The 25,508-nt window shown below is 53.7% G+C and carries 24 protein-coding genes and 1 tRNA gene; 14 read left to right on the top strand and 11 right to left on the bottom strand.

Going from position 1 to position 25,508, the window contains the following annotated elements; genetic code table 11:
- The first annotated feature begins 4 nt into the window (after nt 1-4).
- Complete coding sequence (gene trxB / locus C7820_RS23770; protein WP_076173182.1) at nt 5-952, top strand: thioredoxin-disulfide reductase; 948 nt, start codon at nt 5-7, stop codon at nt 950-952.
- A 165-nt stretch (nt 953-1,117) separates the two neighbouring features.
- Here trxB and C7820_RS23765 read toward each other — a convergent pair whose 3' ends face one another.
- Nucleotides 1,118-1,702: a LysE family transporter gene (locus C7820_RS23765; protein WP_116233103.1), complete on the bottom strand. Its 585-nt coding sequence runs from the start codon at nt 1,700-1,702 to the stop codon at nt 1,118-1,120.
- Nucleotides 1,703-1,821: 119 nt separating this feature from the next.
- Here C7820_RS23765 and C7820_RS23760 point away from each other — a divergent pair, with 119 nt between their 5' ends.
- On the top strand, nt 1,822-2,376 hold the full coding sequence (locus C7820_RS23760) for a helix-turn-helix domain-containing protein (protein ID WP_076173180.1): 555 nt from the start codon (nt 1,822-1,824) through the stop codon (nt 2,374-2,376).
- A gap of 141 nt (nt 2,377-2,517) precedes the next feature.
- On the opposite strand, the gene C7820_RS23755 is transcribed toward C7820_RS23760, so the two are convergent.
- The 4 genes from C7820_RS23755 to C7820_RS23740 are packed head-to-tail and all read right to left on the bottom strand — an operon-like array spanning nt 2,518 to nt 5,943.
- Complete coding sequence (locus C7820_RS23755) at nt 2,518-3,120, bottom strand: response regulator transcription factor (protein WP_116233102.1); 603 nt, start codon at nt 3,118-3,120, stop codon at nt 2,518-2,520.
- Complete coding sequence (locus tag C7820_RS23750) at nt 3,117-4,253, bottom strand: sensor histidine kinase (protein ID WP_181909175.1); 1,137 nt, start codon at nt 4,251-4,253, stop codon at nt 3,117-3,119. The genes C7820_RS23755 and C7820_RS23750 overlap by 4 nt, the downstream gene beginning before the upstream one ends.
- The gene (locus C7820_RS23745) at nt 4,253-4,990 is read right to left on the bottom strand and encodes an ABC transporter permease (RefSeq protein WP_116233101.1); all 738 of its coding nucleotides are present in this window, start codon (nt 4,988-4,990) and stop codon (nt 4,253-4,255) included. The genes C7820_RS23750 and C7820_RS23745 overlap by 1 nt, the downstream gene beginning before the upstream one ends.
- The gene (locus C7820_RS23740; RefSeq protein WP_116233100.1) at nt 4,990-5,943 is read right to left on the bottom strand and encodes an ABC transporter ATP-binding protein; all 954 of its coding nucleotides are present in this window, start codon (nt 5,941-5,943) and stop codon (nt 4,990-4,992) included. Before C7820_RS23740 ends, C7820_RS23745 begins: the two co-directional genes overlap by 1 nt.
- Nucleotides 5,944-6,231: 288 nt before the next feature.
- Between C7820_RS23740 and C7820_RS23735 the strand changes: the two genes are divergently transcribed.
- From C7820_RS23735 to C7820_RS23680, 12 genes are all read left to right on the top strand, one after another.
- The gene (locus C7820_RS23735; RefSeq protein ID WP_076173175.1) at nt 6,232-7,182 is read left to right on the top strand and encodes an ROK family glucokinase; all 951 of its coding nucleotides are present in this window, start codon (nt 6,232-6,234) and stop codon (nt 7,180-7,182) included.
- Between the two features lie 95 nt (nt 7,183-7,277).
- The gene (gene rapZ, locus C7820_RS23730; RefSeq protein WP_076173174.1) at nt 7,278-8,177 is read left to right on the top strand and encodes an RNase adapter RapZ; all 900 of its coding nucleotides are present in this window, start codon (nt 7,278-7,280) and stop codon (nt 8,175-8,177) included.
- A gap of 14 nt (nt 8,178-8,191) precedes the next feature.
- Nucleotides 8,192-9,178, top strand: a complete 987-nt coding sequence (locus C7820_RS23725) for a gluconeogenesis factor YvcK family protein (protein ID WP_076173173.1) — start codon at nt 8,192-8,194, stop codon at nt 9,176-9,178.
- Nucleotides 9,179-9,183: 5 nt separating this feature from the next.
- Complete coding sequence (gene whiA, locus C7820_RS23720) at nt 9,184-10,113, top strand: DNA-binding protein WhiA (RefSeq protein ID WP_116233099.1); 930 nt, start codon at nt 9,184-9,186, stop codon at nt 10,111-10,113.
- Between the two features lie 100 nt (nt 10,114-10,213).
- Complete coding sequence (locus C7820_RS23715) at nt 10,214-10,483, top strand: HPr family phosphocarrier protein (RefSeq protein WP_076173171.1); 270 nt, start codon at nt 10,214-10,216, stop codon at nt 10,481-10,483.
- A 241-nt stretch (nt 10,484-10,724) separates the two neighbouring features.
- Entirely contained in the window at nt 10,725-12,263 is a 1,539-nt protein-coding gene (locus C7820_RS23710) for a methyl-accepting chemotaxis protein (protein WP_116233098.1), read from the top strand.
- 186 nt (nt 12,264-12,449) lie between these two features.
- Nucleotides 12,450-13,205: an SIMPL domain-containing protein gene (locus C7820_RS23705; RefSeq protein WP_116233097.1), complete on the top strand. Its 756-nt coding sequence runs from the start codon at nt 12,450-12,452 to the stop codon at nt 13,203-13,205.
- Nucleotides 13,206-13,482: 277 nt separating this feature from the next.
- Nucleotides 13,483-14,457, top strand: coding sequence for an ABC transporter ATP-binding protein (locus C7820_RS23700; RefSeq protein ID WP_285855312.1), 975 nt, complete (start codon nt 13,483-13,485; stop codon nt 14,455-14,457).
- A complete protein-coding gene (locus C7820_RS23695; RefSeq protein ID WP_105445130.1) occupies nt 14,454-15,305 on the top strand; it encodes an ABC transporter permease in 852 nt (283 codons plus the stop codon). Before C7820_RS23700 ends, C7820_RS23695 begins: the two co-directional genes overlap by 4 nt.
- Nucleotides 15,302-16,108, top strand: a complete 807-nt coding sequence (locus C7820_RS23690; RefSeq protein ID WP_116233095.1) for an ABC transporter permease — start codon at nt 15,302-15,304, stop codon at nt 16,106-16,108. Before C7820_RS23695 ends, C7820_RS23690 begins: the two co-directional genes overlap by 4 nt.
- A gap of 96 nt (nt 16,109-16,204) precedes the next feature.
- Complete coding sequence (locus C7820_RS23685; RefSeq protein WP_116233094.1) at nt 16,205-17,257, top strand: ABC transporter substrate-binding protein; 1,053 nt, start codon at nt 16,205-16,207, stop codon at nt 17,255-17,257.
- A gap of 373 nt (nt 17,258-17,630) precedes the next feature.
- Nucleotides 17,631-18,734 carry a PdaC/SigV domain-containing protein gene (locus C7820_RS23680; RefSeq protein ID WP_181909173.1) on the top strand — a complete coding sequence of 368 codons (1,104 nt, stop codon included), beginning with the start codon at nt 17,631-17,633 and terminating at the stop codon, nt 18,732-18,734.
- A 165-nt stretch (nt 18,735-18,899) separates the two neighbouring features.
- Here the strand turns inward: C7820_RS23680 and C7820_RS23675 are convergent, their stop codons facing one another.
- The 6 genes from C7820_RS23675 to C7820_RS23650 form a co-directional block, all read right to left on the bottom strand.
- A complete protein-coding gene (locus C7820_RS23675) occupies nt 18,900-20,342 on the bottom strand; it encodes an MFS transporter (RefSeq protein WP_220376670.1) in 1,443 nt (480 codons plus the stop codon).
- 269 nt (nt 20,343-20,611) lie between these two features.
- On the bottom strand, nt 20,612-21,568 hold the full coding sequence (gene nrdF, locus C7820_RS23670; protein ID WP_089549396.1) for a class 1b ribonucleoside-diphosphate reductase subunit beta: 957 nt from the start codon (nt 21,566-21,568) through the stop codon (nt 20,612-20,614).
- A 78-nt stretch (nt 21,569-21,646) separates the two neighbouring features.
- A complete protein-coding gene (gene nrdE, locus C7820_RS23665) occupies nt 21,647-23,731 on the bottom strand; it encodes a class 1b ribonucleoside-diphosphate reductase subunit alpha (RefSeq protein ID WP_116233092.1) in 2,085 nt (694 codons plus the stop codon).
- Nucleotides 23,718-24,077 carry a class Ib ribonucleoside-diphosphate reductase assembly flavoprotein NrdI gene (nrdI, locus tag C7820_RS23660; protein WP_116233091.1) on the bottom strand — a complete coding sequence of 120 codons (360 nt, stop codon included), beginning with the start codon at nt 24,075-24,077 and terminating at the stop codon, nt 23,718-23,720. The genes nrdE and nrdI overlap by 14 nt, the downstream gene beginning before the upstream one ends.
- A gap of 427 nt (nt 24,078-24,504) precedes the next feature.
- Entirely contained in the window at nt 24,505-25,101 is a 597-nt protein-coding gene (clpP, locus tag C7820_RS23655) for an ATP-dependent Clp endopeptidase proteolytic subunit ClpP (RefSeq protein WP_076173158.1), read from the bottom strand.
- 208 nt (nt 25,102-25,309) lie between these two features.
- Nucleotides 25,310-25,384, bottom strand: a tRNA-Arg gene (locus C7820_RS23650).
- Nucleotides 25,385-25,508: the final 124 nt, after the last annotated feature.

Genomic DNA, 25,508 nt, shown 5'->3' with positions numbered 1-25,508 from the left:
TCTCATGTACAAATCCATCGTTATCGGAACAGGACCTGCCGGCCTGACGGCCGCGATTTATCTGGCACGCGCCAACATGAAGCCGCTGGTTATCGAAGGCATGCAGCCCGGCGGACAGCTGACCACCACAACTGAGGTAGAGAACTTTCCGGGGTTCCCGGAGGGCATCATGGGCCCTGAGCTCATGGACAACATGCGCAAGCAGGCGGAACGCTTCGGCGCCGAGTTTAAAACCGGCTGGGTCAACAAAGTCGATTTCTCCAAACGCCCGTTCAAGCTATCCGTGGAAGGCATGGGAGAGATTGAGGCGGAATCCGTAATTATTTCCACAGGCGCCTCGGCCAAATACCTGGGCATTCCGGGCGAGCAGGAAAATGTCGGACGTGGAGTCAGCACATGTGCGACCTGCGACGGATTTTTCTTCCGCGGCAAAAAGATCGTTGTGATTGGCGGCGGGGACTCTGCCATGGAGGAAGCCAGCTTCCTGACCCGTTTCGGTTCCAGCGTTACGCTGGTTCACCGGAGAGAAGAGCTGAGAGCGTCCAAAATTATGCAGGACCGCGCCCGCGAGAACGAAAAGATCATCTGGTCGCTCAACCGTACGCCGCTTGAAATTGTGGCCGGTGAGCACGGCGTGAAGGGACTGAAGGTCCGCAACAATGAGACGAACGAAGAAGAACTGATCGAAGCAGACGGCGTCTTCGTGGCGATCGGCCATACGCCGAACACCAAGTTCCTCGACGGCCAGATTACGACCGACGAAATCGGCTACATTCAGGTGAAGCCGGGAACGACCGAAACGAACATTCCAGGCGTATTCGCCTGCGGCGACGTGCAGGATGTACGTTACCGCCAAGCGATTTCCGCTGCCGGTACCGGATGCATGGCCGCCATGGACTGCGAGAAGTTCCTGGAAGGCAGCATGGTGCATGACTGGAGCGAAACGCTGTAAAGCGGACCAATACGAACATAGAAAAGGAGCCGGGGACGGCTCCTTTTTACATAAGAATGGGGGAACGGGCCGCTACCTCTGATCCTGCCGAGGAGAGGCTTTCTCCTGTATGCGTGCAAATTTCTGTGGATGATCTTCAGGCAGACGCTGTGCCGAACTCCACATTTATTCGACCAGGATGGAAACTGCGCTGTATGCGAGAAGCAGGCCCATCGCGACGTTAAACGGGGTCTGGTATGCTGACAGCCATCGCTGAAATATGGAGCCGAACATGCTCCAACAGAAGGTGCTTATCACGCTCAAGAGTGCCAGAAACAAAGAGAAGCCGATCAAGGCCAGATGGGAAGAATGGTACGGGAGAATAAAGGTGGATACGGCCGTTATGGCGTACAAAATGCCTTTAGGATTGATAAACTGCAGCAGCACCGCCGTCAGAAAGCGGTTGTTTTTGTCCTCCTTGCTGCTCGCTGACTTCTTGCGGTGGAACATGATTTTAACGGCGAGATACAGCATGTAGGTCGCTCCGAGAATCGTCATCCACCACCGGATGCCGGGAATGAGATTTTTGAGCAGCAGATTGCAGTAACTGCACAGCAGGGCAACGACAAAAAAGCCGGCGCCAACGCCCAGACAGAATCGGATCGTTCGTCGAAAACCGTACCGGTGAGCAAACAGCATCGCCATAAAGTTGTTGGGGCCTGGGGTAAAGGTGCTTACTACAATATAGACCAGAAACGAAAATACAGGCATCTTGGGTCTCCTCCGTTTGTATGTTATAATGTCCGAAAATTACGCTATAACGCATTTATACTTCATATTGTACATTGTGATCGTTATATTGTACATAATCGATTGGAAGAGGTGTGCCCATGGAAGAAATCAATCTGATCATTGCGCGGAATTTGAAGAGCATCCGTGACAATAAAAAGCTCAGTCTGGAAAAAGTAGCCGAGCTCACCGGGGTCAGCAAGACGATGATCGGCCAAATCGAAAGGGGCGAATCAAGCCCCACAATCACAACCATTTGGAAAATCGCCAACGGTCTCAAAATTTCGTTCACGTCGCTGATTAACCAGCCCCAGCCTGACACCAAAGTGATTCAGAAAAGCGAGGTCCAGCAGCTATCCGAAGACAACGGCAAATACCGGGTCTACCCTTATTTCCCGTTTGATGAAGAGCGGCGTTTCGAGATGTATGCGGTCGAGATCGATAAAGGAGGATTTCTCGCTTCGGAATCGCATGGTGAGGGAACGGAGGAGTACATTACGGTGTACGAAGGGGAATTGACCATCCGCGTGAACAACAGCGAGCATACCATCGGGAGCGGTGACTCGATCCGGTTCAAGGCCGACCGGCCGCATACGTACCATAATTCCGGCGGCTCGCTAACGAGATTAAGCATGGTCATCTATTATCCGGCTTGAAGCTGGAGGAAGGTGACGCGGTCACAAATCACTCGGTACCGAAAAGGGGAGAACCCAAGCCTACACCGACGGCAAAAAGACCGGCTGCATGAGCCGGTCCCCGTTCGTGTTTTTTCAAATAAAGAAGCCTTTCAGTCCTTCCTAGAGCCAACCCTTCTGTTCGGCGATCCCGATCGCTTCGATCCGGTTCTTGGCCGACAATTTGTTCAGCGTTTCGGAAATGTAGTTCCGAACGGTGCCGTGCGACAAGTGCAGGGTCGCCGCAATTTCGTTCGCTGTCTTGCCTTCCGCAATCAGCCGTAAAATGTCGCGCTCCCGCGCGGTGAGCGGGTTTTCCTGGCGGAACGAGCCAAAGACGAGTTCTGGTGAGACCTCGCGGTGGCCGGCCATGACCCGCCGGATGGCTTCGGCCAGCTTCTCGCTCGGCTCATCCTTCAGCAAATATCCGCAGGCGCCCGCTTTCACGGCCCGTTCAAAATATCCCGGCCGCGCAAACGTCGTTAATATGATGATTTTACAAGCCGCCATCTGCGCCTTGAGCCTCTCGGCGACCTCAAGTCCGGTAATAACGGGCATTTCAATATCCAATAGGCAGACGTCCGGCTGTAAAGACAGGATCTGGTCCAAGGCTTCCTGGCCGTCGCCGGCTTGGCCCACCACTTCCATATCCTCCTCCATATCGAGCAGCGAAGCGAGAGCGCCTCGCAGCAGACGCTGGTCTTCAGCGATCAGAATACGGATCATGCCGTAACACTCTCCTTCCCTTTAATAATAATCGGCACGGTAATGATGAGCTCGGTCCCGCCGGAAGAGGACAGCTCCAGCGTTCCGTCGATCAGCGCCAGCCGCTCGGACATGCCCTTCAGCCCATTGCCCTGGCTCGTAGACAGCCCGCTGTCCTCCAGACCGACGCCGTTGTCCCGAATGACCATCCGGACGTCGGAAGTTCCCTTCCGAATAGTAATAGTGCATGCCGTGGCCCGGCTGTGCTTGATGATGTTGGTCGCCGCTTCCTTCAGGCACATGCTGAGGATGTTTTGCGTCAGATCGGGAATTCCGGTCAGTCGCGTATCCCCCTCGGATTCCAAGGTGATGTCAGCGCTGTGCAAAATCGAGCGGACTTCTTCGATCTCTTCCGCCACCGTCAAGGTCCTCATATCGGAAACCAGCTCACGTACCTGTCTTAAGGCCGCCCGGGAGGTCTCTTCCATTTCACGGGCTTCCAGCCGTGCCTTCTCCGGATCCTTGTCCGTCAGCCGCTGAACCAGCTGGCTTTTTAAGGTGAGCAAGGACAGCGTATGTCCCAGCGTATCATGAAGGTCACGGGCAATACGCAGCCGCTCCTCCTTTTTTACCAAAATTTCGATCTGCTCCCTGGCTTCGTTCAGCTGCAGCTCCAGCTGCTTTCGCAGATTCATGGAACGCATGCCGAAGGGGGTCATCAACATAATCATAATAAAGGGAACGAGCGTTAAGTAGTCCGATACGGTCAGATGACGAATGTTCCCCAGGATTGGGAGCAGGATGGACACAACGAAGGCAGCGAAGGCGATCCTGAATTTCCGGTCATCCTGATAATTGCCGATAAAGTTGGCGGTAAAAAAGCCCATAAACGAATAAAAAGGGAGGTAGAGCACAGACAGCGTCACAATAATAATCATCTGAACGGCAAGCCAGAAAGCCGTTAACCTTTCGGAAAAAAAGAGCTGACGATACGACACGATAAAGACCGCGATCATGGCGTAGCCGAGCACCATTTTGATGCCGCTCTCATAGGCCATATTAAACAACGGAATGACCATATACACGAGCCATACATAAGGGGAAAACCCGAGCGCTCTTGGGAAAATCTCTGTTTTTCGACGTGCCAATGGCATTACACCGCTTCCTGTTTCTTTCGTATATAGGTGGATAATACCATAAACAAGATGAGATATCCCAGCAAAATCAATACCGGCTGCCAGCTGGGGGAATGACCCGCGGCAATATCCCAGGCTCCGCTTCCGAAGTTATAGGAAGGCAGCCACTTGCCGATGCTCTGCAGGAAAGCCGGGAAGCTGTCGATCGGAAACCACATGCCGCCCACGATCGCCAGAATCATATACACCATGTTGCTGACACCGCTGGCGGTATCGACCCTTTTCATCGTCCCGACCAGGGTGCCGAGGGCCAGGAAGGGGATGGAGGCGAGCCATATCCACAGTCCGCTGCCGACCCACTGGCCAGCTGACAAATGGACGCCATTCATAAGAAAGCCTGCAGCAAAAATAACAATGATGGAGAACATGTGCATGACCATCTGGCCAAACATTTTTCCAAAGAAATAAATGCTGGAGGGCAGCGGGGTAATCCGCATAAAGACCGACCATCCGTGCGTGCGTTCCTGGACCATGCGAATGCCCAGCGTCATGATCGCCGAACCCATCACGCTGAAGGAAGTCATCGACATCAGGTAACGTGCCTGCCATTCGGAGGCGCCTTCAATGCCGGCATTCACGAGGCGGGTAAAAATGAAATAGAACACGATCGGCATCAGTAAGGACCAGAAAACGTAGTACGGATTCCGGATAATCCGCAGCATTTCGGCCCGGCACTGCATGAATAACATGTGCATTAGGAAACAGCCCCCTGTGTGTCGTCATTATGAATCATGATTTCAAAAGCGTCGTCAAGCCGGCCCTGCTGGGTCCGGATATCGTGAACCGGAAGTTGGTATCGGAAAATTGCGGCCAGCACCGTATCGGTATTGTCCGCCGTGACGGTCCAGCGTCCTTCCTGGCAGGTGCAGTCATGGATGCCAGGAACCGGGAGCAGGCGCTCGCGGATGTGCTGTTCGGTATCGGCACTCATCAGAGCGTGGCCTTCTAGCGACCTTGTATCGGTCGTAAAGGTCACGGAGCGGCTCGTCAGCTGGGCCGTGATCGCCTGCGGCGTGCCGTCGGCGGCAATTTTGCCGCGATTGAACAGGATCACGCGGTCCGCGGCGTCCTCGGCCTCCTGCAGGTAGTGCGTGGAGAAGAGGATGGTCTTGCCCCGGTCCGAAAGCGCTCGGACCTGTTCCCAAAAGGAGCGGCGCGCGGGTGTATCCAGGCCGACGGTCGGCTCGTCGAAAAACAGCAGATCGGGATTTCCCGCCAGCGCCAGAGCGAACCCGAGCCTCCGTTTCTGGCCGCCGGAGAGTTTCTCCGCCCGTTTGCCCAGGTCTTCCTCGGTGAACCCGGCCAGGGCAGCCAGCTCCTCCAGCCTCATCGGCCGGGGGTAATAGCTGCGGATCAAGGCCAGCACCTCGCGCACCTTCAGGCCGTCGATCACGCTGACATCCTGGAGCATCGCCCCGATGCGCTGCTTGACCTGCGGCTGCTTCGGGGTTTGCCCGAACAGCCGGACAGAGCCGCTCGTCGGCTCGAGAAGCCCCAGCATCATCGAGATCGTCGTCGTTTTCCCGGCTCCGTTGGGCCCCAGGACGGCCACGATGGATCCTTTATCAATCGTGAATGAAACGTCATCGACCGCCGCTTTGCTTCCAAAACGTTTCGTGACATGCTGCAGTTCGGCAATATGTTCCATTTTGTCATTTCCTCCTATTGAACAGGTGAATCCGTATTTGATTGATCTATCGTTATCATAGACGAGGGGGCATCCCTTCGTTAGTGGACTCTGTCATGGAATTGAGGTGACAATTGTCATGTTTTTTGGCAGGGTTTTCATATAGGGGGTAAGTCCGTTAAGCCTTCTGACAGAAGCGCTGGACCCACTTTCGGGTAAGGCCCGCTTCTCTTGACCGGAGAGAGGGCTTCAATTATAGTTGGTACAGTAGGAGCAAACTATTATTGAGGAAAAAAGGTGGCTTGTAACATGTCTGAGCAAATCTACGTCGGTGTCGACTTGGGCGGAACGACCATTAAAGTGGGCATCTGCAATCAAGCGGGACAGCTGATTCAAACGTATGAAGGTCCCACGGAAACAGATAAAGGCGTCGATACGGTTATCAACAATATTGAGAAATATGTGCGCCATATCGTGGAGCAGTCCCCTTACAGCTGGGATCAGCTGGCAGGCGTTGGGGCCGGGGTTGCCGGATTTACGAACGTCCGTGAAGGGATCATCATCCTCGCGCCGAACGTAGGTTTCCGGGATGTACCGATTCGTTCCATTCTGGAGCAGAAGATTGGCAAGCCGATCAAAATAGATAATGACGCGAACGTGGCGGCCCTGGGCGAGGCTTGGAGCGGCGCCGGACGCGGCATCGACAACTGCGTATGCTATACGCTCGGAACCGGCGTTGGCGGCGGTATCATCATTAACGGCCGAATCTATCAAGGCTTCTCCGGACTTGCCGGTGAGCTGGGACATATCTCGGTCGTGCCGGATCTGGAAGCCATTCAATGCGGATGCGGCAAAATGGGCTGCCTCGAGACCGTCTCTTCTGCAACAGGCATAATCCGTATGGCAAAAGACGCCGTGGAGCGCGGGGACCGCACTTCCCTGTCGATGGTTGAGAACATTGCGGCGAAGGAAGTCTTTGATGCAGCCAAAGCCGGCGACGAAGTGGCGCTGCGGATCGTGAACCGCGCCGCCTTCTACCTGGGCAAGTCCATGGCTGCGGTTGCGGCGATTCTGAATCCGGAAGTATTCATTATCGGCGGCGGTGTATCGAAGGCTGGAGACATCCTGTTTAATGAAGTCCGGGAAGTTTATGCGAAGCTGACGCCGGAACCGCTGCAGCGCGGGGTATCGATCCTTCCTGCCGAGCTCGGCAACGATGCGGGTATCGTCGGTGCGGCCGGTTTGCTGCTCCGTTCGTAAGGAATCCTGCGAGGTCGCCTATGGGTTAAAATAAGGGGTGACCTGGGTATACCAAGTATTAACGGGCCCATATTCCATAAGGGAGGGGAAAGCTGATGCTGGAGGAGAATAATACTGCGTCGGCCATGGCCACCCTGATTATTATTACAGGCATGTCGGGGGCGGGTAAATCCTTGGCCGTACGAAGCTTGGAGGATTTGGGATTTTTCTGTGTGGATAATTTACCGCCGGTGCTCATTCCCAAATTTGCGGAACTGATTGAACAATCGAAGGGGAAAATCGCCAAGGTGGCGCTGGTCATTGACCTGCGCGGCCGGGAGTTCTTTACGGCCTTATCCGAATCATTGAATTATATTAAGGACCATTTCACGATTCATTGCGAAATTCTGTTCCTGGAGGCGACCGATTCGGTCCTCGTGCAGCGTTACAAGGAGACCCGCCGGCGGCATCCGCTTGCGCCGGAGGGCATGCCGCTGGACGGCATCCGGCTGGAGCGCAAAATGCTGGAGGAGCTCAAGAGCTCGGCCACAGTGGTGCTCGACACGAGCAATATGAAGCCGGGACAATTGAAGGACAAAATTATCTCGAGATTTTCCCACTTGGAAAGCAATACCCTTTCGGTCAACGTAACCTCATTCGGATTTAAGTACGGTATTCCGATCGATGCCGATCTGATCTTTGACGTCCGCTTTCTTCCGAATCCCCACTATGTGGATAGTCTGCGTCCACACACCGGTCAGGACAGCGATGTGTATGACTATGTCATGAAGTGGCCTGAAACCCAGGCTTTTCTGACGAAGCTGCTGGATATGCTGCATTTCTTGATTCCCCAATACCGTAAGGAAGGCAAGAGCCAGGTGATCATCGGCATCGGCTGTACCGGCGGGAAGCACCGCTCGGTGGCGATCGCCGAGTACCTGGGCAAAATGCTGGGAGCCAGCGAGACCGAGACGGTCTCCGTCAGCCATCGGGATTCCGAACGTGATCGGCATTAAAGAGAGTGGAAGTGATGACAGTGGCAGAACAAAGAAGTGACCGTCCGCGGATCGTTGTGATGGGCGGGGGCACCGGGCTGTCGGTCATGCTCCGGGGACTGAAGGAAATGCCGCTAGACATCACGGCTGTCGTCACCGTAGCAGATGATGGAGGGAGCTCGGGCATCCTTCGCAGCGAGCTGCAGATGCCCCCTCCCGGGGACATCCGGAACGTCCTGACGGCACTGGCCGACGTGGAGCCGCTGCTGTCGGAAATGCTGAGATACCGGTTCTCCAGCGGCTCGGGCCTGGCCGGGCACAGCCTGGGGAACCTGATTTTGGCGGCCATGACCGACATCAGCGGCGATTTTGTAACGGCTGTGCGCGAGCTCAGCCGCGTTTTTGCCGTGCGGGGGCGGGTGCTTCCGGCGGCGGGCGAAGCCGTAATCCTGAACGCAGAGATGGAGGACGGCACCATTGTGACCGGCGAGTCGAAAATTCCGGAAGCCGGCGGTCGGATCAAGCGGGTGTTTCTGGAGCCGGCCCATGTCGAGCCGCTTCCGGAAGCGACCGAGGCCATCCGGGAGGCGGATGCCATCCTGATCGGCCCGGGAAGTCTATATACGAGCATTCTGCCGAATCTGCTCGTTCCGAAGCTGGCCGAAGCGGTCATGTCGTCGGACGCGATCAAGATTTTTGTGTGCAACGTCATGACACAGCCCGGGGAGACGGACGGCTACACCGTAAGCGACCATCTTCAGGCGGTATATGACCACGTCGGCAAGCATCTGTTCGATTATGTCATCGTGAACAGCGGTGAAATTCCGCCCCAGGTGCAGGACAAATATGCCGAGAAGGGCGCGAAGCCGGTGGAGCTCGATTACGACGAGGTCACCAGTCTTGGCTATAAGGTTATTGCCGATACGCTGGTCCTGTTCCGGACCTATCTGCGCCATGACGCCGACAAGCTGAGCCGGCATATTTACCAGCTGGTTCAAAATTGGATTAAACGAAAGAGGTGAGTCCCGTGTCGTTTGCGGCGCTGACTAAAAAAGAACTGACCATGATCGAAGCAGAGCCCTGCTGCGAAAAGGCTGAATTGTCGGCACTGATCCGGATGAACGGGGCCGTCCAGCTTTCCAATAAAAAGGTGATTCTGGATATATCGACAGAGAATGCAGCCATCGCAAGACGCATTTACACATTGATCAAAAAGCATTTCCAGGCGCATACCGAGCTTCTCGTGCGTAAAAAAATGCGTTTGAAGAAAAATAATGTGTACATCGTACGTATTCCTGCACAGGTTCAGGAAATACTGAAGGAGCTGAAGATTGTCTCCGAGGGCTTCCTGTTTACCTCGCATATCCATCCGGATTTGGTCCGCAAACCATGCTGCAAAGGGGCGTATTTACGCGGTGCCTTTATGGCAGGGGGCTCCGTGAACAATCCGGAAGGGTCGTCATACCATCTTGAAATTGCCTCGATGTACGAGGAGCACTGCCAGGCCCTTGTAGACCTCGCCAATGAATTTCATCTGAACGCCCGTTGTATAGAGCGCAAGAAGGGGTTCATACTGTATATTAAGGAAGGCGAGAAAATCATTGAATTTTTAAGCCTGATTGGGGCCCATCAGGCCTTGTTCAAATTCGAGGACGTGCGGATCATGCGGGATATGCGGAATTCGGTTAACCGGATCGTGAACTGTGAAACCGCGAATTTGAACAAGACAATCGGGGCCGCCGTCCGGCAAATCGATAACATCAAGCTGCTCCAGAAGGAAGTGGGCCTTGATAATCTGCCGGACAAACTTCGGGAAGTGGCCGAAGTGAGATTGGCCCATCCCGATATGAACCTGAAGGAAGTCGGTGAACTGCTTAAGGGCACCGTCAGCAAATCCGGTGTGAACCACCGGCTGCGCAAGATTGACGAAATGGCCGAGAAGATTCGTGGCGGCTGAGCCTTTTTTCTTCTAGTTTCCTTCATGGTATAATGGTATAATGTTATAAAATGTGTTGTGTGTGAGCTATACAGATTGATCTAATAGGGGGTAAGTTTCCATGACAAAGCACCCGGTAGTTGTCCGTTTGAAAACGGGTCTCCATGCCAGACCGGCAGCATTGTTCGTCCAAGAAGCGAATAAGTACTCGTCTGAAATTTTCGTGGAAAAAGATGATAAAAAGGTGAATGCCAAGAGTATCATGGGAATTATGAGCCTTGCCATTAGCTCGGGTACGGAAGTAAACATCAGTGCTGAAGGTGCGGACGCAGAACAGGCTGTAACCGCTTTAGTCAACTTGGTGGGCAAAGAAGAGCTTGAAAACCAATAATAAACAATTATAGAATGGGCCCTGCGGCTGCGAATGATGCAGCGCTGAGGCCATTTTCTGCACAAAGCAGTCCGTTTCTCCTTGGGGAGGGCGGACTGTTTTTTGCTGTCTGGCGGGGTCTGGGACGATTTGGCTCTTATAAAAATAAATCTGCCATCCGATATCATAGCTATAGCCGATCACGCAAGCGGCGGCATTGGGGAAGCCCGGATGCATTATTTTGATAAAGAGGGGTCAACGTATGGGGAAATGGAACGGTACCACAACCAACACAGATGATACTGAAGGATCGGGGAAAGGACGGAGGCTGACAATCGCGGAGCGGGACACGATGGGCAGAAACCGGATACTGCTGATCGCGATTCTGATCTCCACGCTGATGGCCGTGTCCACGGTCAAGCTGGGAAGCCTCGATAATCTGACGAGTCTCAACAACTTAAGCTTCTTGATTGATTTGGTGGTCCTGCTGGTGATGGTGTACAGCCAAGTCCGGCGTAAGCTGATTCATCAGGCGGCGGTTATTGCCATTACGGGGGTGGCCCTGACGATCCTCATTCAGGCGTTGGATTCCACCAGCCCGAGCAGCTTGTTTTCCATATACTATTTGCTCGTGTTGGCGCTGATCACCTTGCGTATCGTATTAACCTCGATCACGATGCTGTACGGCTTGGGGTTGATGCTCTACCTGTGCCTGCAAAAGGCTGATGAGGTTCAGCTCGGAACCGGTTCGAAGGACGGGCCTTTAACGGTCATCATTATGTATGCGCTTGTATGCGTCATGGTGTTCCTGCTGCTGCGGGTGACCCGCTCCTTGATGAACAATATGAAAGCGGCAAGCGATCAGACCGAGCGGCTGCTGGCCGAGCAGAAGGAACAAAAGGAACACGTGCTGGGCAGCGTGGCTGCGGTGACCGGCAGCATCGACGACCTGACGCAGGCGGTCGAGGATAACACCGCCTCGTTCCAGCAGATGAACGTCGCCTTTCAGGAGATATCGGGCGGGGCATCATCCCAGGTGGATTCCACCTATGCCATTAACGAGTCCATTAAGCAGATGAACGAGATGATCAAGCAGATGTCCAGCTCGACGGATACGCTGCTGAGCCAGACAGGTACGGCGAACCAGCTGTCGGAATCCGGTAAGGACAAAGTGGAGCAGCTGAACGAAGCGATTATCGAATTCAAGGAAGAAATCGGCGCCATGTCGCAGGATATCCAGAGCCTGACCGGAAAGGTGCAGGAAACGACGCAGTTCAGCCAGACCATTCAGGAGATTGCGAACCAGACCAACCTGCTGTCGCTGAACGCCAGCATCGAGGCGGCACGGGCAGGCGAGCATGGACAAGGTTTTGCCGTGGTCGCCAGGGAAATCCGCAAGCTGGCGGAGAATGCCTCGGACTCGGCGGAGAAAATTTCGCTCCAGCTTCACAGCTTCTCCGAGCTGATGAGCGACACCCTGATGCGGATGGATCAGGTTGCGGAGCGGATGCAGAAGAGCAGCGAGATGACGCATGAGACGTACGAAGCCTTTGAATTCATTAAAGAATCGGTGGCCGGGCTGCTGCAGATTTCCGACGGGTACCGCGGATTGCTTCACGAAGTGGAGACGTTCTCGGGTTCCATTGACGAGTCCACTTCGCATCTCGCGTCGGTGAACGAGCAAACGTCGGCGACACTGCAGGAATTGTCGGCTACATTGCAGTCCCTCCTCGGCAACAATGAGCAGAGCCTGGCCGGCATTAAGGAAGCTCAGAGCCACTTGAAATCGATCGTCAGCTGACCGTTTCATAGGCAGAAGATTATTTTTCTAACATGTGCAACATTTAACAGTCCCCTACGTCTAGTAGACAAATACAGTTGGAAGGTGAGGGCGGCCGCGCAGGCGGTTTGACCTACAGACTGCGTCCGTGCTTGCGCTTTCGGCTATATGGATACACTGGAAGTATATAAAGGGAGGCTGAAGGTAATGAAAACATGGCTGAAACCGGTAGGTTCTGTGCTGATCGCAGGAGCGCTCTTGGCTGGAGGCGCGGGCGTCACCGGACTGGGTGGCTCGACCACCGTCTATGCGGACCAGGATGTACAGCGCAATGTCATCAATGTTGTAGGCAAGGGTGAGATTTCGGTCAAGCCGGATATCGCATACTTGTCGATCGGTGTGGACTCGCAGGCGGCAACGGCACAAAGCGCGCAAAAGGCAACGGCAGACAAAATCCAAAAGATCACCGCGCTGCTGAAGACGACGTGGAAAATCGAAGACAAAGATATTAAGAGCACCACGTTCTATGTGCAGCCGAACTACACCTACAACGAGAAGGACGGACAAAAAGTGACGGGCTATACGGCCCACCATACGCTGCAGGTATCGTACCGCGACCTGTCCAAGGTTGGACAGCTGCTTGACGCCGCTTCCGGTGCGGGCGCCAACAACATCGAGAGCGTCCAGTTTTCCGTCGAGAACCGTGACCAATATGAGGCACAAGTGATTGAGAAAGCGATGGCTAACGCTGATCTGAAAGCAGGCGCGATTGCCAAGGCCGCCAAGCGTCAGCTGGGAGTGGTTCTGGTCGTGAGCCAGGGCGATGCACAGAACCCGATCATCTATGCCGAGTCTTCCATGGCCAAAATGGATACGGCCGGCACCGCCAGCAACGCCACATCGGTGGAGCCTGGCGAAGTGAAAGTATCGACGCAGCTGAGCGTGCAGTACGAAATGAAATAAGAACGGGCTGATTTGGTCCGAGCCAAGCCGCCGTTTCGGGGACAGACGTCCCTTGAAGCGGCGGCTTTTTGCGCAGATGTGGGTCCCGATCCCCCCTTTTCCAGCGGGAAAACGCAGAAAGGTATTGTACCAAGGGTCAAAAAACGTTATAGTGAATATGCGAAAATTTGTACATGCAGCAACAGTTATAAACTACTTCCGTTGATCGTAACGGGAAAAAATAATTTACCGAAAAAGCCATACCCATGGATATGGCTTTTTTCTTAGTAAGGGGTTGATGCATATGATTGAACTTGTCCAGATTGAGAAGCAATTTGAAGGACAAGTTGTCGTGCATCCGCTGTCACTGAACATTGAAGAAGGGGAATTCCTGACTCTGCTCGGGCCTAGCGGCTGCGGTAAGACGACCATACTACGCATGATTGCCGGATTCGAACAGCCGACTCACGGCGAGATTATCCTGGAAGGGCAGAACGTCACGAAGCTTCCGCCTAACCAGCGGGATTTGAACCTGGTGTTCCAGCATTACGCGCTGTTCCCGCATATGACCGTGGGAGACAATATCGCCTTCGGTTTGAAAATGAAAAAGCTGCCTCAGGCAGAGCAAAAAGCACGGGTTGCTGAAGCCGTCCAGATGACTCAGCTAACCGCGCTTACTTCGCGTTATCCGCATCAGCTGTCCGGCGGACAGCAGCAGCGGGTGGCCATCGCGAGGGCGATCGCGAACAAGCCCAAAGTGCTCCTCCTCGACGAGCCGCTGGGCGCGCTCGACCTGCAGCTGCGCAAGAGCCTGCAGTCTGAGCTGAAGCATCTGCAGCGCTCGCTGGGCATTACCTTTGTCTATGTCACGCACGATCAAGAGGAAGCAATGATGCTATCCGACCGAATCGTGATTATGAACAGTGGTAAAGTCGAGCAGATCGGCACACCGAAGGACATCTACGCCGCACCGAAGACGCTTTTCGCCGCGACCTTCGTCGGGGAGAACAACATTTTCAGTTCCGGTTCGGAGCTGTTTGCCGTACGGCCGGAGAAGCTGCGTCCGAAACGGGAAACCGAAGGGGTCCGTAAGACCGGAGTCATTCAGGATGTGCTGTATCTTGGCAACGTTCATAAGCTAACCGTCCAGCTCGATGGCGAACCGATGATGGTGACGATCGCTCTGGACATCGAAGATGAGATCGTTTGGAAGGTTGGCGACCGGATCGGGGTGGACTGGAATCCGCGGGATGAGGTGGTCATCGGGGCATGAGACGATCCAAGCTGCTGATTACGCCGGTTCTGCTGTGGCTGGCGCTGTTTCTGCTCGTCCCGATGGTGATCGTCGTGGTCATGTCATTGATGAGCCGCGACACACTGGGCAATGTTGTCTTTCATTTCTCGCTGAACGGGTATAAAACCTTTTTCGACTCTTTGTATCTCGGCATCTATTGGGATACGTTAGTGCTGTCGGTGGTGACGACCGTCGTATGCTTGTTGGTCAGCTACCCGCTCGCTTATTTTATCGCCAATGCCTCTCCCAGGGTGCAGACCTGGGGACTGGTGCTGATCACGATTCCGTTCTGGATCAACTTCCTGATCCGGACGTACGCCTGGGTGCTGCTGCTGCGCACGCAGGGTGTGGTGAATACGCTGCTGATCCATTTTGGATGGATTCAGGAGCCGCTGCAAATGCTGTATACCAAAGGCGCGGTGCTGCTTGGCATGGTTTACAACTTCATTCCGTTCATGGTGCTGCCGATTTACGTCGCGCTGGAACAGATGGATAAGCGGCTGCTGGATGCGGCCAGCGACCTGGGGGCTACCCGCTGGAAAGCGTTCCGGCACATCACGCTGCCGCAGAGCAAGTCCGGGATCATGACCGGCTGCGTCTTAGTCTATGTCTCCACGACGGGAATGTTCGTTGTCACGGATATTCTTGGCGGGGCCAAGTCGACGATGATCAGCAACATCATCCAGCAGCAGTATCTGGGAGCGCGCAACTGGCCGTTCGGCTCGGCGCTGTCCGTGATTTTCGTCATCACGTCCCTCATTCTGATCCTGCTGTTTAACCGGGCGATGCAGTCCCGGGCTGACCGTGCGAAGGAGGGGAGAGCATGAAGAGAAAAAGTCATCCCCTGCTGGGGGTTCACTCCGTGCTGATGATGATCTTTATTTATGTGCCGATCCTGCTGATTATTATTTATTCATTTAATAACACGAGGCTTAGCGGGGACTGGGAAGGATTTACGTTCGACTGGTACGCATCGCTGATGACCGATGACCATGTGCTTGAAGCGCTCATGAACAGCTTGACCGTCGGGATCGTATCCACGATTGCAGCGACGCTGCTAGGAACCGTGGGCGCCTTGTCTCTGCGGGGGCTTGGCCGGCGATGGAAGGGCAGCATGAACGGACTCATGTACCTGCCCGTCATTATTCCCGACATCATCATGGGGCTGTCGCTGCTGGTGCTGTTCAACCAGATGCATGTTCCGCTGGGTAAAGCGACGGTCATCATCGCCCATATCACGTTCAGCATGTCGTACGTCTATGTCGTCGTGACGGCCCGCCTTGCTGGAATGGGCAAGCAGCTGGAGGAGGCGGCCGCCGACCTTGGCGCCACCCCCTGGCAGACGTTCCGCCATGTAACGTGGCCGCAGATTTTCCCGGGCGTCATCTCGGGGGCGCTGATCGCGTTTACGATGTCGCTGGACGACTTTATGGTCAGCTTCTTCGTAGCCGGGCCTAGCTCGACTACGCTGCCGATTTACATTTACGGCCAGGTGAAGCGGGGAATCTCGCCGGAAATTAACGCACTCTGTACGCTGCTGATCGTGGTGAGCGTTGTGCTGATTTTGCTGGCGCAGTATTTCCTCAACCGCGGCAAGGGCCAGAAGAAGCATAAAATGCTGCCGATTTAACGCAGCTGCAAGATATGGAACTATTGATGGAACTATTGATTGAGCTACAGGATATGGACTACATGCTATAAGGAGAAAGAGAGGAGATATGTTACTGTGAAAAGAAAGGGTATCGCCGGTCTCGTACTGGCTGGGGCACTCGCCCTCGTGTCGGTTGCATCCCTGGGAGGATGCTCATCTTCCAAGGAGACGCTTCATATTTACAGCTGGGCTGACAATTTTGACGAGCAGGTGCTCAAGGACTTCGAGAGTAAATTCAACGTCAAGGTTACGTATGACAACTATGCGAACAACGAGGATTTGCTGGCCAAAATCAAGGCGGGCGGCGGCGGATATGATCTGATCCAGCCTTCGGACTACATGGTCCGGACGATGATCGAGAACAACCTGCTGGAACCGCTGGACAAGAACAACATTCCGAATTTTGCGAACATTCAGGAATCGCTGAAGAACCCTGATTTTGATCCGGGCAATAAATACTCGATCGTATACACTTCCGGCGTAACGGGTATTGCGTATAACAAAAAATACGTGAAGGACACCATCGACAGCTGGGAGGATCTGTGGGACCCGAAATACAAGGGCAAGGTCCTTCTGCTGGACGACAACCGCGAAGTGATTGGCATGGCCTTGAAGAAGCAGGGGCACTCGAACAGCTCCCAGGATGAAGGCGAGATCAAGTCGGCCGTGGACGACCTGAAGAAGCTGCTGCCGAGCGTTCTTGCTTTCGACACGGATACCATCAAGCAGAAGATGATTCAGGAGGAAGGCTGGATCGGAACGGTATGGTCCGGCGACGCGGCTTTTATCGCGAAGGACAATCCGGATGTGGAATATGTCGTGCCAAAAGAGGGCGGGACGATCTTCTCGGACAACTATGCGATCCCGAAAGGGGCCGAGCATAAAGAGCTTGCCGAGAAGTTTATCAACTACATGCTCGATCCGCAGGTCAGCGCAAAGAACTATGAATCGATCGGATACAGCGATCCGAACGCCAAAGCGATGGAGTTTCACAGCGAGGAATACCGGAACAACCATATGATCAATCTCTCCGAAGAAGAGCTGGGCCGGACGGAATGGCTCGGCGACGTAAAGGATACCCTGCAGCTCTATGACCGTTACTGGACGGAGCTGAAGAGCGGACGGTAGTAAGCATAGGCCTTACAACGACCGTTAATATCGTTTAGGAACAATTGCCCTGTTTCGGGACCATGCTTAGGCTGGCTTCCGGAACGGGGCATTATTTTTATTTCGTGAGCTTTTTAAAGTCCTGGCGCGGTACTTGTGTTCTATGAAGGGGGACTTCATGATTGCAAGGCCCGTGGCTGATCGGATGAAGGAACACAAAGTTAACGTAAAGGTTAAGAGAGTTATACTTTTGGCTGGCGTAAACGACAATACTGTAACCCCGGTTGTAAACAAATCGGCTGAGGTCTTTTTTATAATAGGGAAGTGGTGAATTTGGGTAATAAATCATATGACTAGCACAAGCAGCAATGTTTGGAGAGGAGATTGGATAAGGATGAACAAGGGAATGAAATGGGGAGCCGCGGTGCTGGCCGCAGGCGTATTGATCGGAAATGCCGGCGTGTTTGGGGGATCGCAGGTGTCGGCTGCAGCCTCAAAGCCGGTCGTGAAGCCGGCTGCGCAGCCGGGAGTGGCGTTAAAATATAACGGCAAGGTGTTATCGCTGCAGGGGAAATTGGTTGACGGGGTCACCATGATTCCGGTGTCCATTTTGCGCGATGCCGCCGGTCTGCCGCTGTCTTATAATCCGGGGATCAAGACGTACACTGTCGGATCCGGGGTAACGAAGCTGAACCTGGAGGTTTCCGACTACGGGGTCAGCGCTTATATCAACGGAAGCTATGTCGGAGACAATTCGAACAGCTACGATGGAAAATTGATCGACGGCAAGCTGTACGTTCCTTTCAAGCTGCTGAACGACTATATGGGATTCCAGGGCGTGTTTAACGCGTCTTCCAAGACGTTGAGCCTGTCCAAGCGTCAAATGAACCAGGTGACAATCTCCACCGAACTCATCAAGGCGAGCGACGCCAATGCAACGATTCTGATCCGTTATCCTCAGTTAAGCGGGCTGGCTAACGCGGACGCCCAGGAGGCGATCAACAAAGTATTTAAAGACAAGGCGGAAGCGTTCGCCACAGAAGCCAAGGCCAAAGCGAAAAAGCGCGACGCGAAGGTGGAGCACCCGTATGAGTTCGACGGAACGTTCCTGGTTACTTATAACCGCCAAGGCGTCCTGAGCATCGTGACGGATTCTTATGAATACACAGGCGGAGCTCACGGGATGACAGCCCGCGAAGGGTTTACGTTCTCGCTGAAGGACGGCAAACAGCTGACGCTGGACAGCCTGCTCCACAATTCGGCCGACGCCAAGACCAAGCTGGACAAACTGCTGAAGCAAAAAGCGACCAAAGACGGCTTCACAGACGGCTTCAATGGGCTGAAAAAGGACGCGGATTTCTATGTGAAGGAAAGCGGATTGACGGTCTTCTTCCAGCAGTACGAAATCGGGCCGTATGCTGCCGGCTTCCCGACGTATACGTTCAACTTCAGCGACCTGCTGCCGAAGGGAACGGATCCGTTCGAAGCGGCGAAATAATGGAGTCGATGCAACTGAGATGATGTAAGCTGAGTCAGATGATATAGAACGATTTATCCCAACGGGGAGCCGGTCAACGGTCCTCAAGGGATGATTTAATGTTGCCAAACCCCCGTTAAACCTATAACGGGGGTTTGACTGTTTTTGCTGGACGGGCCACAGCCGTCATATTTTTCGTTTGCGGGGCAAAAACAAGGCAACAAGCGCGCCGAGGAGAATGCCGAGCGCCGCAAGATAAATGGCTGTCCGATTGCCCTCAGCTAATGCTTGGCGAAAAGCTTCACCCGACATTTGATGCGTACCCGAGTTGGCGATAGCGATCAATATGGCAAGCCCGATGGCATTGCCGATGTTCAAGGTGGTCGAGGCCATCCCGGACGCGACGCCTTGGTCCTCCGGGGCTACACCGTTTGAAGCCGTGATCCACATGGCGGTCCAAGTGATGCCCTGGCCGATCCCGGAAATTACAAGGCCCGGAACGATCATCAGATAGCTGCTGTCCGTGTACGCACCTAACGGAATCAGTATGGTCCCGATAATTCCGATGATCATGCCGATAAGCAGCGTGCTTCGCGCCTCCAAACGGGACGCCAGCCGCTCGCCGAGCTGGGTGCCCGCGGCAATCGCCAAGGAAGGGATAATGAAGGCAAGCCCGGTTTGCAGAGCGCTGTATCCGTGCACATTTTGAAATAAGGTTGTCAGGAAGTAAGGTAAGGCACCAAACGTCCCCATGTAGATGAATGTAATGACCATGCTGGCAGCTAAGCTGCGGTTACGGAAAAGATGGATCGACATTAGAGGAGCGGTGCTTCGTATTTCGATCAGAGCAAAGATCGACAAGAGGATCAGGGAAAGGGCAGCACATATGATCATTTCCGTGGAAGCCCAGCCCAATTCGGGCCCCTGGACAAGAACATATACCAGGAGAGTAGCGCCTGCGGTTACCGTGGCGGCGCCGGGCACATCGAAATAGCGCTTTTGTTTCCGCCGTTCGTCGCGGGGAATAACGAACAGCGCGGCTAGTGCAACGATTCCTGCTAATGGAACATTCACCAAAAAGACCGCTTCCCAGCCGAATGCATTGGTTAATATCCCGCCCAGGATCGAGCCAATCGTCAGGCCGCTGGCTCCAGCCCCGCCCCATACGGCAAGAGCGCGGTTTCGGCGCGGGCCTTCCTCAAACAATCGGTTGATCAGCGATAACGTAGCGGGAAACAGGAACGCAGCTCCGATACCCTGGATGGCACGGGCTATAATGATGACGAGCGGGTCCCAAGCCAAGCCTCCCAATAGCGAGGAAAGGGCGTAAAGGACCAACGCAAAAATAAACATTCGCTTTTGTCCCAGCATATCGGCAGCACGCCCTCCAAGAAGCAGGAAGCCCCCGCAGAAAACCGTGTAAGCACTGACCACCCATTGCAGGGACTGTTCCGAGAAGCCAAGGCCATGTCCGATCTCAGGCAAAGCGACGAAAACGATATTGATGTCGAGCCCGTAAATCAGCTGTGCTAGAGCAAGCAGTGCCAAACTCCATCCCATGCCCCGCTGCTTGATGGAAGCGATCTCGGATGTAGAGCCGCTTAGCCGAGTTTGTTGATCAGTTGACATTCGTAGTTCACCCCTATAATTCAAATTATTTTGAAATGACTGGATCGGGAACATTATATTTCAAAATAATTTGAAATGTCAACAAGGAATTACGCCGCGAAGGTTATCGGGTATCCATGGAAGGAATTGAAGGGGAGACCAATACGTACGGCAGTACGACAATCCCAGAAAAAATCCCCTCGGAGCAAACGGCAGTGCGCTTTCCTGCACTTGTCTGCTCAAAGGGGATTTTGTTATGGAGTGGAGCTCCTTCTGTTCCTTGCCTGAACTTATACGTCAAACACGAAGTCGTCGTCGGACAGCGGCTCGATGTTGATCGCGCGGACGTAGCCGTTGCCTTTTTTCGAGAAGAAATCATGCTGCTTGGTGTGGGTGCTGATCCCGTTGAAGACGATCGGGTTGATCGGCTCTTCCGGGAAATGCGGCTCGAAACCGAGATTCATCAGTGCTTTGTTGGCGTTATAGCGGACATAGGTTTTCACTTCCTCCTGCAGTCCGATCGGGCTGTACAGGTCATCCGTATATTTCACCTCGTTCTGATACAGCGTCTCAAGCAGCTCGTACAGCTCCCGGCGCAGCTCCTCCTGCTCTTCGAAAGAGAACTCCTGGAACAGCTCCTGGGCCAGCGTGCCGACGTACAGGCCGTGAATGCTCTCGTCGCGGATGATCAGGTCGATGATTTCGCCGCTGCTGGTCATTTTGCCCTGGCCGGCCAGGTAAAGCGGATAGAAGAAGCCGCTGTAGAACAGATAGCTTTCCAGGAAGACGGAAGCGGCCATCGCCTTGTAGAGATCGCGCTTCGTTTGAATGTTCGCGTACCAGGATTCGATGCTCTTCGCTTTGAACTGCAGCTGCTCGTTGTCCTCCACCCAGCGGAAAATGGCGTCGATCTCTTCCGTCGAGGCGAGCGTGGTGAAAATGCTGCTGTACGATTTGGCGTGGATTTGCTCCATCATCGACATGAATCCGAGCACGGCTTTGCGCTGCAGGCCTTCCACATGCTCCAAAATTTTCGGCATGCCGACGCCGCCCTGCAGCGTATCAAGCAGCGTCAGTCCGCCAAGAACATGCTTGTAGGCGGTGCGCTCCTCGTCGGTCATTTTGATCCAGTCCATTTTATCGTCGGACAAAGGGATTTCGTCGTCGGTCCAAAACTGCATAATGTTCTGCTGCCAGAACATGAGCGTAAAATCGTCGTCGGGCCGGTTCCAGTTTACTGCTTTCATCAGACCATTGCTCCTTTTATAGAAGAAGGCGACAGGGGCTGTTCAAGCCCCCGCCGTCGCCTTGCGTAATATTCGAATTTAGACAGCGCAGCTGGTGCACTCTTCGATGGACAATTTTTTCGTCCGGGTGTAGTACAGCGATTTGAGCCCTTTCTGGGCGGCGTAAATATAGAAACGGGACAATTCCCGGGTCGATACGGTGCTGTTGACGTGCAGCACGGTGGAAATGCCTTGGTCCACATGCTGCTGGATTTCCGCGATCATGTCGATCAGGCGGAACTGGTCGATATTGTAGGCCGATTTATAATACCACTGCGTTTCCGCGCTGAGGAACGGCATCGGGTAATATGTCGTCGAGTTGGCGTAGGTACGCGTTTCGATATGCTCGACGATTGGCATGACGCTGGACGTCGCGTTCTGGATATACGAGATGCTCTGCGTCGGCGCGATCGCCAGACGGTAGGCATGGTACAGTCCGTGCTTCTGCACAAGCGCCTTGAGCTGCGCCCAGTCCTCAGGGGACGGGATCTCGATGCCTTCAAACAACTGCTTCACGCGTTCCGATTGCGGCCGGAAGTCCTTTTCGAGATAGCGGTCAAAATAGGTACCCTTCGCGTACTCGGACTTGTCGAAGTCCCGGAACGTTTCGCCGCGATCGCGCGCGATTTCCATGCTTTGCTCCAGCGAGTAGTAGTTCATCATCATGAAAAAGGTGCTCGCAAACTCGCGTGCTTCCGCGCTCTCGTATGCGATTTTGTTTTTGGCCAGGTAACCGTTCAGGTTCATGGCTCCAAGGCCGACGGAGTGCAGCTCCTTGTTGGCAAGGCTCACGCCCGGCGCGTTCTCCACGCGGGAGTGATCGCTGACGACCGTAAGGGCCTCGATGCCGACACGGACCGATTCCTTGATTTTTCCCTGCTCCATCACGTTCACGATGTTCAGCGAGGCCAGATTGCAGCTGATGTCCCGGCGGATCACATCGTCGACACCGTAGTCGTTAATTTCCGAAGTCTCCTGCAGCTGGAAAATTTCCGTGCACAGGTTGGACATTTTGATCTGGCCGACATCCTTCAGCGCGTGCACCTTGTTGGCGTTCGATTTGTTCACGATGTACGGATAACCGGACTCGAGCTGGATCGAAGCGATTTTCGTCAGCATGTCACGGGCGCTCATGACGGTTTTCTTCGTCACCTGGTCATTGGCGAGCAGCTCGTCGTACATTTCGTCCATATCGAGGTCGTCCAGATGCTTGCCGTAGGCTTTGTATACCGAGTAGGGGCCAAAGACCACAAGCGGCTTGTTCTGGGCGGCGAGCTCGTAAAATTTGTTCGGGACAATCAGCCCGATCGACAGCGTCTTGATGCGCAGCTTCTCGTCGGCGTTGATTTTCTTCGAATCGAGGAACTCGATGACATCCCAGCCGAAAATGTTATAGTATCCGGCACCCGAGCCTTTGCGCTGGCCCATTTGGTCGGCATAGGAGAACGCGTCCTCCATCAGCTTCAGCACCGGCATGATGCCTTTGGCCGCTCCGGCCACACCTTTGATCGGTTCGCCGCGCCCACGCAGCTTGGACAAATTGACGGCTACGCCGCCGCCGATTTTGGACAGCTGCATGCAGGTCCCGAGCACGTAGTTGATCGAATTGAGCGAATCGTCCATTTCCAGCAGGAAGCAGGAGACCAGCTCGCCGCGGCGGCTTTTGCCGGCATTGAGGAAGGTCGGGGTCGCAGGCTGCAGCCGCTGCTCGATCATCGCTTCGGCGATACGGAGCGCTTTACCGATATTTCCTTCGCCCAAGTACAGCGCCACGATGGCGACGCGGTCCGGGTATTGCTCCAGGTACTGCTTCTTGTCGTTGGTTCTCATCGCATAGTCCTTGTAGAACTTCGAGATCGCCATGTAGGACTGGAATTGGAAGTCGCTGCTCGCCGTCAGGTTGAACACGGACTCGACTTCGTCGTAGGTGTAATGCTCAAACACGTTCTCATAGTAGTCGTTGCTAATAAGGTAATCCAGCTTCTCGCGCAGGGAGCCGAATTTCATTGTATCGCGCTCCACTTCCTCCATAAAGGCGGCAACCGCCTCCCGGTCTTTTTCCAATTGAAAGTAACCGTCCGATCCGCGCTGCATAATTTCGTTGTTGAGTTCAATATGCTTCAATGCTCCGCACCCTCTCTTTGAAAATCTCCGTATCCCGCATCGTTCCCGAAAGCTCAAACTTGGTGATGACCGGCACATCGTACATCTCCGATATCGTATCCGCGCTTTTGGCGAAACGAGGCCCCCAGTTCCGGTTGCCGCTGGCCGACACGCCGCGAAGCATGCGGTTGTTCTTCGACAGGAAGTTGGACACTTTCTCGGGCACCTGCCCAAAACCCGTTGTATACGTTACGAGCACATAAGGCTCATTCACCTGCTCCTGCTCTTCGATCGGAATGGCTCTCATGTTCAGCTTGTTGATAAAGCGTCTGACATTGCCGGTCTTGGAATCATAGACGATCAGCATGATCCTTCACTCCTGAATAATGTTCTCTGCCGTGGTCACGGGCGTAAAAAAAACGTCTATTTGACGTCATTGAAGATAACCACACCACATATCGTGGTCGTTGTTCTTGTGATCACAGAATGGTTCAGCTTCGCTGAAAATGAAATCCCTTCATCCTAGAACTACAACGAATAGACTGGGATAGAGGGAAAAATATGTTATATATACTATGCCGATGGAAATCAATATGTAGATGATATTTGGCATGTATCAAGAATAATACATCAATATATTGATGTGGTCAAGCCTATGAGAATCATGTTCATGGGCGGCTTGCAGCCTGCTTGACGCCTTGAAAAACAAAAAAACAGGGAGCCCCCCGGCGATCCGTAAGCGGATCGATTCGGGGAGATTCCCTGTTTTTCTTCGGTTCCAAAGCCGCTAATATTTACACGCCTTGGATTGGAGTGCTTTCCAGAACTTTATCGATCAGTCCGTATTCCTGCGCTTCAGCTGCGCTCATGAAGTAGTCACGGTCGGTGTCTTTCTCGATGCGCTCCAGCGGCTGTCCGGTACGTTCGGACAGGATGCGGTTCAAGGTGTCGCGCATTTTCAGAATGCGGCGGGCGCGGATTTCGATATCCGTAGCTTGACCTTGCGCACCCCCGAGCGGCTGGTGGATCATGATCTCACTGTTTGGGAGGCCGAAGCGTTTGCCCTTGGCGCCGGCGTTCAGCAGGAACGCGCCCATGGAAGCGGCCAAGCCTACGCAGATTGTAGATACGTCCGGTTTGATGAACTGCATGGTATCGAAAATCGCCATACCGGCCGTAATGGATCCGCCGGGGCTGTTAATGTACAAATGGATGTCTTTCTCCGGATCTTCGGCTGCGAGGAACAGCAGCTGGGCGATGATAGAATTGGCGACCACGTCATTGACTTCGGTGCCCAGGAAAATGATGCGGTCTTTCAGCAAACGGGAATAGATGTCGTAAGCCCGTTCACCGCGGTTGCTTTGTTCGACGACCATAGGAATATAACTCACGTGGAAAACCTCCCTTAATTGGCTCAAAATAGGTCATTCTATACATACTGTTACCGTATTAACCACATGATAAACAATTTCAAACAAAAAGTCAAAGAAAGTCAAACTCGAGGTAAAAAAAATAGCCATCTGATTGGCTGTGGTACGTTTGGTTAAAAACATAACGTAGAACGGTTGTCGTTCTGCGTTCTCTTCTATTGAAGAAAAATGGCGCGCCCGCGAGGAATTGAACCTCGATCTCAGGCTTCGGAGGCCTACGTCATATCCATTGGACCACGGGCGCAAAATTCAATAGCAAGAGTTATTATATGATAGCTTGCCTCAAAATGCAAGGGTTATGTTATTAAATTTTTTGAATCAGGAAAATGCTGTATAGGAGGAAAGGCTGATGTGAATTATAGTCAGTG

Origin of the sequence: Paenibacillus sp. VMFN-D1 (assembly GCF_003386155.1) — a bacterium.
GTDB classification, from domain to species: domain Bacteria; phylum Bacillota; class Bacilli; order Paenibacillales; family Paenibacillaceae; genus Paenibacillus_AQ; species Paenibacillus_AQ favisporus.
This window is presented reverse-complemented; position numbering and strand designations above follow the sequence as displayed.